The sequence below is a fragment of the Rathayibacter sp. AY1E6 genome, assembly GCF_002931115.1.
Lineage (GTDB): Bacteria > Actinomycetota > Actinomycetes > Actinomycetales > Microbacteriaceae > Rathayibacter.
In genome coordinates, this window is the sequence record NZ_PSVK01000003.1 from 60,311 (window position 1) to 73,187 (window position 12,877).

The window sequence follows — 12,877 nt, forward strand, 5'->3', positions numbered from 1 at the left end:
CGACGCCCGACCACTACGCTGAGGGCAGGTCGCTTATGCGAGAGAACAGCGGTCAGTCGCAGACAGGGCTCACACGGTGAAACTGCAAACACCCACTTCCACGAAGAGCTCTTCCTCCGAGAAGGGCCGGAGCTCCTGGTCCCGAGCAGTGGCCAGAAAACTCGTCATCACCGATGTCCTCGTCATCGTGTTCTCGGTCTTCAGCAGTCAGTTCTTCTGGTTCGGAGTGGAGAGCCGAGAATTGTTCGTGGCCGGCCATCAGCCGGAGATCGCGGGCCTGCTCGCGAACTACTGGATCGTCTCCTCGATGATCGTGGTGCTGTGGGCCGCCCTGTTGAAGTTCTACGCCACACGCGAAGACCGTGTCCTCGGCGGAGAGGTGACGGAGTACAAGCGCATCCTCGATGCGACGCTCCTGCTGTTCGCCGTGATCACGTGCGTCGCCTACCTCGGCCAGATCGGCTTCGCCCGCGGGTACATCATCACCGCGCTCCCGCTCGGCCTCGTCCTGCTCTGGCTCGGACGCGGAGCCTGGAGGGTGTGGCTGCGGCAGCAGCGGAGCGCGGGCCGGTACTCCTCCTCCGTCGTCCTCGTCGGCTCGCCACGGAGCGTCGAGCACATCTACCGCGAGCTCGTCCGCGCCCCCGGGGCCGGGTATCTCGTTGTCGGCGTGTGCATCCCCGAGGATCTGGCCAGCGATCGGGTGAGCGGGTGGGGGGTGCCTGTCTTCGAGAACATCACGGTGGATGCGGTGCCGGGCATCCTGAACCGGACCGGCGCCGATACCGTCATCATCACGAGCAGCGACCACCTGCCACCCGAGCAGATCCGACAGTTGAGCTGGAGTCTCGAGCCGAGGCGCCAGCACCTGGTCATGGCGCCGAGCCTCACCGACATCAGCGGACCGAGGATCCACATGCGCCCGGTGGCGGGCCTTCCTCTCGTGCACATCGAGACACCTCGATTCGAGGGCAGCAAGCAGGCGCGCAAGCGTGCCCTCGACATCGTCGGATCGCTGAGCCTCATCGCCGTGCTGATGCCTCTCATCGCCTCGGTCGCACTGGCCGTCAAGCTGACGAGCTCGGGGCCCCTGTTCTATCGCCAGACGCGGATCGGCATCAACGGCAAGCCCTTCGGCATGATCAAGTTCCGCTCGATGGTGGTGAACGCTCATGATCAGCTCGCCGAGCTGCTCGCCGCTCAGGGAACGTCCGGAACACCACTGTTCAAGATCACCGACGACCCTCGCATCACACCGATCGGACGCTTCATGCGCAAGTACTCGATCGACGAGGTCCCTCAGCTCTTCAACGTGCTGAGAGGCGACATGTCGCTCGTCGGGCCGCGGCCGCAGGTGGCGGGAGAAGTCGAGCTCTACGACGAGGCCGCGCGCCGGCGCCTCAACGTCAAGCCGGGCATGACCGGGCTCTGGCAGGTCAGCGGGCGGTCGACGCTCTCCTGGGAGGACGCCATCCGACTGGATCTCTACTACGTGGAGAACTGGTCGTTCACCGGGGACCTCGCGCTGCTCGCGAGAACCGTGCAGGCCGTCGTCGCCCCCGGAGGCGGCGCCCACTGACGCATCGGGCCACCGCGCGAGCGGCCGGTCCTCACATCTCGGTGACGACCGCGTCGTCGATGCCGACCGTTCCCGCGGCGGGGTCGTTCAGGCCGACGGTCACGCGGAAATGCGACGCCCAGGACGGCGCCTGGCGATCCACGCCGGTCGCGGGTCTTACCCGGAACGGGAGTGCCGCGGCCATCGCCGCCATCGACTGCGTCGTCGAGGAGACGGGCTCCGAGCGGACGGTGACAGGGATGCCGCGGGCGTCACGACCGGAGACGGTGACGAAGGACTCCGAGACGATCATCGACCCGTTCGCAGCGGCCTGTCCGATGACGAGGTCGGCGGCGTAGACCTGCCCGGGTCTGCTGAGCACATCGAACGAGAGACTCGTCTGTCCGGTGCCTGTCTTCCGGACCAGGAGCCGCCCTGACGCGACGGCGAGCGTGGCCGACGGGCTCGCACTCCGAGAGGTGGCGTCCGGAGTGTCCAGGTACGCGTCCGCGACCGTGCCCAGATCGAAGGCTCCATCGACGAGCCGGTTCGCGGCGCGGTGGACGAGAACCGAGGTCGGCACGACGGAGGGCTCGTCCAGGATCGAGACGTCCGCCAACCGGACGAGGCCGGTCCCTCCGACGAGGTAGCCCGATGCCGGAGCGACGTTGCGGAAGGAGGTGCTCGTCACGACGATCCCGCCTCCCCAGCTCCTGTGAGCCGTCTCGAAGACTGTGGCCGCCGCCAGCGGGGCGGCGGCGGAGACCGTGCCGCCGTTGATGCTGATCCTGGCCGTCGTCGTCGCAGCGGTGGAGAACGCGCTGACCGTGCTCGCCGGGGTCAGGCGGACGGTCGCAGCGTGCAGCGTGACGGCACCCCCTGAAGCCTCGACCGCGCGATCGCATCCGCTGATGGCCAGCGACGTCGTGTGCAGTTCGCCACTGGTCGACGCGGAGGACAGTCCCGTCGTGCACGAGCGCACAGAACCGCCGACCATCGCGAGATTCGACCCTGGGGCAGTGCCGGCGACCAGGACGCCCGTGCCGCACTCCTCCACGGCCACGTGGAAGAGGCGCAGATGCTCGGCGCCGGGACCGAACCGGACACCCGTCTCGAATCCGATGATCTCCACTCCGTACAGTCCTGCGCCTCGGACGCCTGTCGCCGAGGACAGCTCGAGGCCGACGGATCCAGGAGCCGCTCGGCCGGGACCCGTGAGGCGCAGTCCGCGCAGGCTCACGCGCGTGTGCGGCGCATCGTCGGAGGCCTCGGAGGCGGTGAGGACGAGCGCAGATCCCGACACCGCCGTCGCATCGACATCGCCTCCGGCGAACTCCATCGACACACGCGAGAGGTCGATCGTCAAGGGTGCTGTCAGCACGACGGGCTCGGAGACGACGAGGAAGGACTCGGTCGTGAGGGCGTGAGCCGCGTCGAGAGCGGCCCGGAGCCGCTGCTCAGCAGTCGCTCCCGGGAACTCGGTCGAGTCCCGGAAGCCGTCCAGCCGTGCGTCCGGGAAGGCGTTGGCCGCTGTCGCCGGGGGGGCCGTCGCCACCGCCGTCACGGCGCCCGCGCCCGCTGCCGCCGTCAGGCTCAGTAGCGCCCGTCGTCCTCGATCCCGCGATGATGCTCCCATTCCCGAACAGTACGGAGGAAAGGCCGCCGTCACGACCGCCGTTCACACCCCCCGCACGGCGCACACTGCTGCACGATGTCTCACCTTCAGCGCGAGGGCAGCCGGTGGACCACGTCTGCTGTGCTCAGCTCCAGGAGGAAACTGAGCACGTCCTCCTCGAGGACCTCTCGGGGGACGCCGAACTCGTCGGCGAGCCCCGCGAGGATCTCGACGGTCGTGGACGGATGCTCGAGCCTTCTCCAGATCGCGTGCGCCGTGCCCTTCAGCACGAGGGGCACGGGAAACGGCGACAACAGGTTCAGCAGCACCGCCTGCGCGTCGTCCTCGACGAAGGCCAGCTGATCGGATCGCGCCCACACGGCGTGATCCAGAGCTCCCGGATCGACGGTGGTCACGAGTGGGTCGCATTCTCTCGGCGACGGCGTCGACGATCGGCGGCGAGCGAGCGCACGAGCCCGAGGAACGCCCGCAGATCTGACAACGACGGCCGATCGAAGCGGACCATCCCCGTCTCCGCAGCCCTCCGGCGCGCCCGGCGTGTGAGACCGATCACGGTCGTCAGCGCGGACACGATCAGCACGATGCGCCGCTTCCCTGTGGCCTCGACGAAGGCGAGCGCCCAGTGATAGCTGGACCGCCCCGTTCCGGCCACCCGCAGATCCCACAACCGGCGCTCGTGCACGGCCAGGTCGTCCGGCACGTCCAGCCCGAGGGCGTGGAGCACCGGGCGGAGGGGGTAGGCGCTGCGGGTGCTCTCGACGAGCAGGAGCAGCGCCTCCCGGTCCGATTCGCTCGCGCCCCTGAGGAACCCGATGACCGACTCGAGCTCGGACGTGCTCCGGGCAAGGAGGGGATCCTTCAGCGCGTGGAGCGCGACGACGACCGCGCCCGCGACCGGGGAGGGCACAGCGACCCTCCTGTGCGCGATCGTCACGGTCCGGTGCGACGTCCACAGCACGTCGAGGACTTCCTCCGGCTCTGCGAAGAATCCGGGGTAGCGGTCGTGCACGTCGATGTCGCAGGTCCACTGCGGATGGAACAGGGTCACGGAGTGCACCGGGTACGCGCGCGGGGCCGGGCGGTCGGGCCGGGGGATCCATCCGCGCTCGGCCAGCAGGTCGACGAGGCGCTGGACGTCCGCCGGGTGGACGAGCACGTCGACATCGCTGGACACGCGTCTCGTGCGGATGCCCTGTGCATGGGCGGTGGGCCCCTTGATGAACAGGGTGCGGAGCCCGTGCGTGGAGGAGAGGTGCGCGGTGAGGGCGTGTGCGAGGTGTACCGCATCATCGAGGGAGAGCTCGGTCGTCGCGGGTGCGGAGCTCACCGTCGATCCGACAACTGCCGGTGCCGACCGGTGGACGGCGCCGGACGCACCGCCATGGATCGCGACACCGCCGCTGCCCGTCGCTCCGAGTCGAGGCCGGACCGGGCGATCGAGGTCGTCGCCGGCAGCGGCTCGGAGGCGAGCGATGCGGCGTACGCCAGCGCGATCCACACGGTCAAGGCGGTCCACGCGGGGGCGGAGGCCAGAGCGACGGCGAGGAAGACCCCCAGACCCAGTGCCGTCCCGTTGCGCCGATATCCCCGCACGATCAGCATCACGAGGAGGACGGCGAAGAGGGCCAGGGCGATCACTCCGGTCTCGGCAGCGAGCTGGGCGTAGACGTTGTTCGCGAGACCGCGAGAGGCGCCGTTCGAGGTGAGCCCCGCCACCGCCTGGGAGTAGTCGGTCCTCCACACGCCGAACCGGCCGGGTCCGACTCCGAACAGCGGATTGTCCGCGGCCATGGTGAAGCCCGTGCTCGACGACTGGGATCGGACGTTCAGCGAGCGGGTGCCGACGTCGACGGCGCCTGTGCCCAGTCCGAGCTTCGAGAGCTGCGCGAGGACGAAGCGCTGCAGGGCGGGAACGAGCAGGACGATCACCGCGCCCAGCGCGCCGACGCTGAAGATCTGCACTCCCACTCCCCGCTGGGGGCGGAGCGTCGCCGTGAGGACCGCCGCAGAGACGGTCGCGATCAGTGCCGACGTCGACTGCGAGTAGACGAGGCAGGCGACGGCGGCGGCGATTCCGATGCGGTCGCGACGGCGCAGGCAGGCGAACAGCGCGATCCCGGCGAAGAAACCGAGGTAGTTCCCCTCGAGGAACGGGCCGTTCCTCGGCAGGCTGACGCCGAAGGTCGCCCCCATCTGAATCGTCGAGTTGAGGAGAGCGGGCAGCGGGACCCCGGCGAGGTGGAGGGCCAGCTGGATCGCGCAGAAGACGAAAGCGAGGCGGACGGCGATCGAGAGAGCCCGCTCCATGTCCTGGAATCCCAGTCGGTGGCCGACGTACCACCAGACCGCGAGGGCCAGCAGAGCGTATCCGCAGTAGAGGATCATGTCGTTGGTGAAGCCCAGGTCATAGCCGTAGGCGGCTGGAACCTCGGGTTGCTTGAACAGGAATGCCCAGATCGTCGCCAGAACGACCAGCGCACCGAGCCCCAGCACGATCTCCCGTCCCACCGGCGTGTACCGGTCCTTCTGGACGGTGATCACGGAGAAGCCGATGGCCAGGATGACGGCGATCTCGGTGATCTTCAGCGGAGAGCCGACCTGAATGGTGAGCGCCTGCTGGAACGGCATGAAGACGATGGCGAGGAACAGAAGCCGCTGGACGACATCCAGACGCGCCGCGCCCTCTCGCGTCGTCGCGGTCGCAGCGCCCCCTCGAGCCATCGCGCGCCTCATCTCCGACGTGATCGATCATCGATCGTCTCCTGCAGCAGCTCCGTTCAGCTCTGTAGGACTACAGACTAACCACGGTCCCGGTCCCCCGGAGGTGGTCCCCTTTCGACCTCATACCGTCGGCCGGGAGCACATAGGATCGCTCACGGAGTCATGCCGACGGACCGCGTGGTCGGTGAGGGATCCTGTCCGATGGACATCGACAGGGACCGGAGCCTTCCACGGCTCGGCCAAGCCGGAAGGGCGCGAACGGTTGACAAGCGGATCCACACTCGCTGAGGACTGGCGCGAAGGCGAGCGCACGATCGTGCACGTGACGGAGAGCTTCGGCGCAGGTACCGCGTCGGCGATCAGCGACTACGTAGCGGCCACGCCCGCCTTCCAGCACAGGCTCGTGTATTCACCGCGGGAGGACTCTCCGGTACCGGAGAGCGCCTTCGCGTCGTTCGCAGGCGTGACGGCGCTGCCGACAGGGCACGTCGCCCGAGTCCGCGCTCTGCGAACGGTTCTGGCCGGAATGCCGGGCGCTGTCGTGCACGCGCACTCCAGCTTCGGCGGAGCGTACGCGCGCCTCGCGGTCCGGGCGGGCCGGCGACGTCCGATCGTCTACACGCCGCACTGCTACGGCTTCGAGCGCCGAGACCTCCCGCTGCCCGCCCGGGCGGCGTTCCGGGTCTTCGAGGGCGTCCTCGCCTTCAACACCACCGTGTTCGCCGCCTGCTCAGCTCGCGAGGCCCGTCTGAGCCGGTGGCCGTTCAGCCGGGCGGAGGTCGTGCACGTCCCCAACTCGGTGCCCGCCTCGCTCCCGCCCGCCACTCGCCCCGGCGGGCCGAGGCCTCTCCGCCTCGTCGGCGCCGGTCGGCTCTCGACGCACAAGGATCCCCGATTCTTCGCCGAGGCCGTGGAGGCCGTGCGCGCCGCCGGCCATTCCGTCGACGCGACGTGGATCGGCGGAGGCGAGGGGCGTCACCGCACCGCCCTCGACCAGGCCGGCGTCCACGTCACCGGCTGGCTCAGCCGCGACGAGGCGCTCCGCCGACTGGGCGATGCCGACGTGTACCTGCACAGCGCGCAGTGGGAGGGGATGCCGATGGCCGTTCTGGAGGCGCACGGCATGGGGCTGGCCCTCGTCGTGCGGGACATCCCCGCCTTCGATCGCCTCGGCCTGCCCCTGGTCGCGCACTCCCCCCACGATGTGGCGTCGTACTGGGGCGATCTGGAGGACCCGGCGGCCCGTTCCCGTCTCGTCGCCGCCGCCGAGCACGCCCTCGCCCTGAACACCGTGCAGCACCAGTCGCAGATGCTCGAGCGGCTCTACCTCGGCCTGCTGCCGACCGCCCCTCGGAGGAGGAAGCCATGACGACAGTGCTCGTCTCCGCCCGTGTCCTCGACAGACAGGTCGGCGGCAACACCCGATACGCCCGCACCGTCTACAGCGGGCTCGCCGGACACGGCGTGCAGCACGTGCTGTCCCGACCTCCGATCGAGGGGGGCCGAGCCCGCAGCGCCGTCTACGGCGCCTATGAGGGACTCGTGCTGCCGAGGCTCCGCCCCTCCGGGATCGACGTCCTCCACTTCCCCGCGGACACGGGGCCGCTGGTTCCGAGCCGCCTCCCGATCGTCGGCACGATCCACGGGCTGGCGACACTCCACGTGGACGATGTGCGCAGCCGGAGCTCCGACCGGTTGTGGCGCCTGCGCGTCGCGCGTCTCGCAGCACTCTCGACCACGATCATCACGGTCTCCGATTCCTCCGCCCGGGACATCGCGACTGTCGCACCCGACGCCGCCGGGAAGATCGTCACCATCCCGCACGGGATCGACCACGACACGTTCAACACCCGCTCCACCGACCAGGACTCCGTCGCGCTCGACGAGCTGGGGATCGACGGCCCGTACTTCCTCTACGCGGGCAACCTCGACCCCCGCAAGAACATCATCGAGCTGTGCCGAGCCGCCTCGAAGGTCTTCGACGAGACGGGGGTGCCGCTCCTGGTGTCCGGCGCTCCGGCGTGGGAGAGCGACGCGATCCTCGAGGCGGTCCGCGGAACCCGCGGCGTGCGCTACCTCGGCCGCGTACCGGATGAGGCGCTCGTCCCGCTGCTCCGGGGAGCGCTCGCCTTCTGCTTCCCCTCCACCTACGAGGGCTTCGGCTTCCCGGTCGTCGAGGCCATGGCGTGCGGCGTTCCCGTCATCTGCAGCGATCGCGGGTCGCTCGCCGAGGTGGCGGGCGGCGCGGCGCTGACGCTCACCGACATCGGCGCGACGGCGATCGCCGATCACATGCGCGAGATCGTCGCCGATCCGTCCCTCCGCAACGACCTGCGGAGCCGGGGTCTGATCAACGCTCGACGATTCCACTGGTCGGACTCCATCGCAGCGCATGCTCGCGTCTTCGAGGAGGCCGCGCGGTGAGGGTCACGATCGTCCACGCCTACAGCACCACCAACTCCGGCGACGGCCTGCTCGTCGAGGAGGCGCGGGAGCTGGTCCTCTCGGCCCTGCCGACGGCGGAGATCACGCTCGTCGCCCTCGATCCCGCGAGCTTCGACGAGGAGCTCTACGAGAGTGTCCTGCACCCCCTCACCGGCCGTGCCGGCAGCATCGGCAGCCTCGAGACGCTGCGACGCGGTGGGGTCGCGCTGCTCTCCGGCCGCCGGAGCGCCGGCTACGCCCGGGCGATCGCCGGGTCCGACCTCGTCGTCGGCGTGGGGGGCGGCTACCTCCGCACCAAGAATCCCGTCGAAGTCGTCAAGATGATGTGCACCAACTTCGTCCAGATGCCCCGGCGCAGCGACCGCGTTCCGTTCGTCTACCTTCCGCAGAGCATCGGGCCGCTCAATCTCGGGACCCGCCGTGTGATCGCGGCGCGACTGGCCCGCGCCGTCGGGGTCTTCGCCCGGGACGACCGCTCCGTCGAGGAGCTGTCCGGCCTCGCGAACGTGCACCGCGCTCCCGACATGGCCCTTCTGGGCCTCCCCGACGAGTTCGATCCGAGGACCGTCGTGCGGGCCGGAGCTCCCGGGCCCGTCGGGATCGTCGCCCGCGCGCTGTCCTCGAGCCGGTCGCGACGTGCCGCCTACGAGTCGCGGATCGACGCCCTCGCGCGCGATCCGGAGTCGGAGCTGCTCGCTCAAGCCACCGCTCGCGGCAACAACGATCCGCAGTTCTACGAGCGGCTCGGCCACGACGGGCCATTCCGCCTGCTCCGCGACGCGGTCGGCAGCGGAGTCGCGGATCGGCCGGCGGTCGTGGTCTCGGTCCGGCTGCACGGCAGCATCCAGACCATCCGCAGCGGCGTTCCGAGTGTCCATCTGAGCTACGAGCGGAAGGGCTGGGGTGCCTACGACGACCTCGGGATCGACCGGTTCGTGCACAACGCCTTCGACGCCGATCTCTCGCTCATCCGCGACCAGATCGCTGAGCTGCGGGAGGACCCGTCCGACTACTGGAGGCGCGTCGGAGACTCCGTGTCGGCGCTGCGGATGCAGCGAGGACGACTCGTCGACCTCCTCGTCGACGCCTCCGGACCGGTCGGGCGCCCGTGAAGATCGTCTTCGCGAGCCACACCGCCGAGGTCGGGGTCTTCCGAGTGGGGAGCCACCACCTGGCTCGCGAGCTCTCGCGCCTCGGGAACACGGTGACGCACGTCTCGACGCCGTCCTCGCTCCTGCACGCGGGGCGCCTGCGGGACGCCACCGTGCGGGCCCGCTTCGGTCTTGCGCTGCGAGGTCCACGCACGGACGCGGCGGGCGTCGTGCACGCCGAACCGCTCACCGTCGCCCCACTGGGATCGCTCCCGGCGCGGATGCGGACGCCGTCTCTGCGGGTGCCGCTGCGGCCCTGGCGGGCGCCCAGTGGGGCGATGCGTCCTGATGTCCTCATCGTCGACCAGCCCCTGATGGGCGTGCCGCTCCTCGAGCTCCTGCAGCCGAAGCGTGTCGTCTACCGGCCCACGGACGCTCATTTCGAACCGGGGATGCGGGTGGCGGAGATCGAGCTCCTCGAGCGGGCGGACGCTCTCGTCGCCACGTCGGAGCCGGTGCTGCGCGCGGTCTCCGAGGGAGTGGCCGCGCCGGAGCGCACGCTGGTCCTCGAGAACGGAGTCGAGTACGAGCGGTTCCACGGTCTCGGTGCCGAGCGTGCGGGAGTCGTCTACCTCGGGGCGCTCGACCGCCGCTTCGACTGGGGAGGAGTCCGGATGCTCGCCTCGGCGTTCCCTGACGTCCCCTTCCGACTCGCCGGTCCGCTCCCGAAGAACGTGGAGACGCTGCCCGCGAACGTGGAGCTGCTCGGCGCCGTGCCCTACTCCCGGGCGCCCGCGCTGCTGAAGAGCGCCCGCGTCGGGCTGCTCCCGCTCTCGGACGACCCGGGCAACGCGGGTCGCAGCCCGATGAAGTACTTCGAGTACCTCGCCGCCGGCCTCAGGATCGTCTCGTCCGCCTCCCCTGCACTGCGAGCCCGCTCCGCCCCTGGCGTCTGGCTCTACGACGACCCTGCGGGCGCAGAGAACGGGCTGCGGTCCGCGCTGGAGGCTGCGGCGTCGGGACCCAACCGGGAGGGCTCGGTCTACGCGGAGCAGTACGGCTGGCACCGTCGCGCCGCCGACCTCGCACAGCTGCTCGACGCGGTGCTGGCGGCACCGCGCCGAGTGCGGCGCTGACGGCCCGTCCTCAGCGCCGCCAGCGGTCGATCGGGAAGGCGTCCAGCAGGGGCGCCGGATCCCACGCAGCCAGCGGGCGTCTAGGAGTGCAGCCGGATCCGCGTCGCGTGAGCCACAGCGGAGTCGAGATCGTCGAAGAGGGTGTACTCCGACCCGGTCCGTCCTGTCCCCTCGAAGTAGTCCTGGTACTTGAACGGCGGCTCGGCGCTGGACGCGATGAGGCCGACCGGGATCCCGAGCGACTCGCCGATCACGACGGCGTGCAGAGAGGAGCCGACGACGACGTCGCTGCTCGCGATCCGGTCGAGCACCTCCCAGAGGGGCCGCTGCGGGTCCACGAAAGCAGGGTGCGAGCGGAAGCGGTCGATCTCGTTGAGGTTCGGGACGACCGCCAGCGCGGATCGCTTGGTCGCCGCGCTCGCGCGGAGGCGCGGGAAGAGGTCGGGAAGCAGGAGAGCAGGGTCCCCGTAGACGGCGGGAGCGTCGAGTCCCTTGTTCTCGCGGAGCCAGTCGCGGGATCGCGGTCCGCGGACGGCGCGCAGATCCAGACGAGTGAAACGGTGAGTGGAGAGCGCGACCTTGCCGTTCACTCCGGTACCCCAGACGATGTCCCCGTCCCGGCCCTTGTGCATCACGGATCCGACGGAGAGGACCGACCCGCTGCCGGGCCGGCGGAGGGCGTGCCCGACTCCTCGCTCCTGGAGGATCCGGCGGACGACGACCGGTCCGAGGAGGTCGCCGAAGTTGTTGACGCGCGGTCCGATCGGATAGCGCTCGAGGAACGGGAGCGTGTTCCGGCCCGGGTTCCAGTTGTAGACGGGGACGGAGCGGACGACGCTCATAGGGCCTTCCTGACGACGGCGACGGTCTCGTGGACTCCGCGACGGACCGGCGCGCAGAGCAGGAACCAGATCGCGTAGCACGCGATCCCGGTGACCCCCCCGATGGCGAGTTGGACGGGAGCGAGCAGGTGGACGGTGAGGAACCAGCGCTCCGAGAAGACCGCGGCGAACACGGTGGCGTGAACGAGCATCGGGAGCGCGGCTCCGCGCAGAAGAGACGCCACGTCGAGCCCGGTCCGGCGCATGGGGAACAGGCTCAGGACGAGCCAGTTCAGCAGGAGCCCGAGCGACACGGCGAGGGCGACGCCCGTGGACCCGAAGGGGACCCCCGCGACGATCAGAAGCACCATGAAGGTCCGCGTGATCAAGGAGTAGCGCAGCTGCAGACCCGTGAGTCCCAGCGAGACGAAGGCCCAGTAGTAGACGTATCCCATCGACTGGAAGAGCCCGCCGATCGCGAGGATCGCGAAGAGCGAGGCCGAGATGCTCCACTGCGGTCCGAGGACCAGCTCGACGAGCGGCGGAGCGAGGGCTGCCGCCAGGAAGAACGCGGCGCCGAGAACGTAGACGATGAAGACCTGCGCGCGCTGGAGGTAGCGGTTCATGGTCCTCAGGTCGTCCTGATGCCGCGACAGGATCGGCAGGGCGACCCGTGACATCGGAGCGGCGATCTGCTGCACGGGCAGGCGGAAGAGCTGGTACGCGCGGTCGTAGAAGCCCAGGGCCTGCGGTCCCCAGAAACGGCCGAGGAGCACGTTGTCGACGTTGGCGCTGATGTAGTTGACGGCCTGGACACCGAACGTGTTGAGGCCGAAGGTCAGCAGCGGGCGCATCGGAGCGCGGTGGGGGAGGCTCGGGACCCAGCGCGAGGTCGAGACGACGATGATGAGCATCGCTGCCGAGATCGTGAGCTGCTGAAGGACGAGTGCCCAGACACCCCCGCCGACCGAGGCGATGACGACGGCCGTCGCGAAGGCCACCGCCTGGGCGCTGACGTCCGCCACGGCCAGCAGTCGGAAGCGGAGGTTGCGGGAGGCGTTGGCGACGAACTGCGTGGTCACCGACTGCAGGACGAAGTTGAGCGAGAGCGCCCGGGCGACGTCCGCCAGCTCCGGACGAGCGTAGAAGGCGGCGATGACCGTCGAGCAGGAGAAGAACACCGCGGCAACCACGAGGCCGACCAGGACGTTCAGCCAGAGGAGATTGCTGCGCTGGTGCTGCGAGATCTCCTTCGCCTGGATGGAGGCGGTCGAGAGCCCGAAGTCGCCGAGCAGCGTCGCGAGGCCCGCGATCGCGACCACCATCGCGAAGAGCCCGAAGTCGTCCGGCGCGAGCAGCCGCGCGAGAACGACAGTGCTGGCGGTCTGGAGGACGAACTTGGACCACTGCCCGAGGAGGGTCACCTTCGCGCCCTTCGCTGCGGCGCTCCCCGTGCTCATGCGACTCCC

General features: G+C 69.8%; 11 protein-coding genes. 5 read left to right on the forward strand and 6 right to left on the reverse strand.

Annotated elements, in window-relative coordinates; translation table 11 throughout:
* Positions 1–148 precede the first annotated feature (148 nt).
* On the forward strand, positions 149–1,579 hold the full coding sequence (locus C5C46_RS03795) for a sugar transferase (RefSeq protein WP_258059309.1): 1,431 nt from the start codon (positions 149–151) through the stop codon (positions 1,577–1,579).
* A 31-nt stretch (positions 1,580–1,610) separates the two neighbouring features.
* Here C5C46_RS03795 and C5C46_RS03800 read toward each other — a convergent pair whose 3' ends face one another.
* From C5C46_RS03800 to C5C46_RS03815, 4 genes are all read right to left on the reverse strand, one after another.
* Entirely contained in the window at positions 1,611–3,113 is a 1,503-nt protein-coding gene (locus C5C46_RS03800; protein ID WP_146078929.1) for a hypothetical protein, read from the reverse strand.
* A gap of 167 nt (positions 3,114–3,280) precedes the next feature.
* Complete coding sequence (locus C5C46_RS16745) at positions 3,281–3,589, reverse strand: PqqD family protein (RefSeq protein ID WP_181027179.1); 309 nt, start codon at positions 3,587–3,589, stop codon at positions 3,281–3,283.
* The gene (locus tag C5C46_RS16540; protein WP_181127690.1) at positions 3,586–4,521 is read right to left on the reverse strand and encodes a nucleotidyltransferase family protein; all 936 of its coding nucleotides are present in this window, start codon (positions 4,519–4,521) and stop codon (positions 3,586–3,588) included. Before C5C46_RS16540 ends, C5C46_RS16745 begins: the two co-directional genes overlap by 4 nt.
* On the reverse strand, positions 4,518–5,915 hold the full coding sequence (locus tag C5C46_RS03815; protein WP_181065640.1) for an O-antigen ligase: 1,398 nt from the start codon (positions 5,913–5,915) through the stop codon (positions 4,518–4,520). Before C5C46_RS03815 ends, C5C46_RS16540 begins: the two co-directional genes overlap by 4 nt.
* Between C5C46_RS03815 and C5C46_RS03820 the strand changes: the two genes are divergently transcribed.
* The 4 genes from C5C46_RS03820 to C5C46_RS03835 are packed head-to-tail and all read left to right on the forward strand — an operon-like array spanning position 5,830 to position 10,587.
* Entirely contained in the window at positions 5,830–7,284 is a 1,455-nt protein-coding gene (locus tag C5C46_RS03820; protein ID WP_258059310.1) for a glycosyltransferase family 4 protein, read from the forward strand. The genes C5C46_RS03815 and C5C46_RS03820 overlap by 86 nt on opposite strands.
* Positions 7,281–8,339 (forward strand): glycosyltransferase family 1 protein, encoded by a 1,059-nt coding sequence (locus C5C46_RS03825; protein WP_104225715.1) that lies wholly within the window; start codon positions 7,281–7,283, stop codon positions 8,337–8,339. Before C5C46_RS03820 ends, C5C46_RS03825 begins: the two co-directional genes overlap by 4 nt.
* Complete coding sequence (locus C5C46_RS03830) at positions 8,336–9,472, forward strand: polysaccharide pyruvyl transferase family protein (protein WP_181136484.1); 1,137 nt, start codon at positions 8,336–8,338, stop codon at positions 9,470–9,472. Before C5C46_RS03825 ends, C5C46_RS03830 begins: the two co-directional genes overlap by 4 nt.
* A complete protein-coding gene (locus C5C46_RS03835; protein WP_104225716.1) occupies positions 9,469–10,587 on the forward strand; it encodes a glycosyltransferase in 1,119 nt (372 codons plus the stop codon). Before C5C46_RS03830 ends, C5C46_RS03835 begins: the two co-directional genes overlap by 4 nt.
* Before the next feature lie 80 nt (positions 10,588–10,667).
* Here C5C46_RS03835 and C5C46_RS03840 read toward each other — a convergent pair whose 3' ends face one another.
* Both C5C46_RS03840 and C5C46_RS03845 read right to left on the reverse strand, forming a co-directional pair.
* The gene (locus C5C46_RS03840) at positions 10,668–11,429 is read right to left on the reverse strand and encodes a polysaccharide pyruvyl transferase family protein (RefSeq protein WP_104225717.1); all 762 of its coding nucleotides are present in this window, start codon (positions 11,427–11,429) and stop codon (positions 10,668–10,670) included.
* Entirely contained in the window at positions 11,426–12,868 is a 1,443-nt protein-coding gene (locus tag C5C46_RS03845; protein WP_104225718.1) for a lipopolysaccharide biosynthesis protein, read from the reverse strand. The genes C5C46_RS03840 and C5C46_RS03845 overlap by 4 nt, the downstream gene beginning before the upstream one ends.
* Positions 12,869–12,877: the final 9 nt, after the last annotated feature.

Excerpts from the sequence above, each read along its gene's own strand:
- C5C46_RS03845 (WP_104225718.1), bottom strand. The coding sequence starts at position 12,868 with ATGAGCACGGGGAGCGCCGCAGCGAAGGGCGCGAAGGTGACCCTCCTC.
- C5C46_RS03840 (WP_104225717.1), bottom strand. The coding sequence starts at position 11,429 with ATGAGCGTCGTCCGCTCCGTCCCCGTCTACAACTGGAACCCGGGCCGG.
- C5C46_RS03820 (WP_258059310.1), top strand. The coding sequence starts at position 5,830 with ATGGCGAGGAACAGAAGCCGCTGGACGACATCCAGACGCGCCGCGCCC.
- C5C46_RS03825 (WP_104225715.1), top strand. The coding sequence starts at position 7,281 with ATGACGACAGTGCTCGTCTCCGCCCGTGTCCTCGACAGACAGGTCGGC.
- C5C46_RS03815 (WP_181065640.1), bottom strand. The coding sequence starts at position 5,915 with ATGGCTCGAGGGGGCGCTGCGACCGCGACGACGCGAGAGGGCGCGGCG.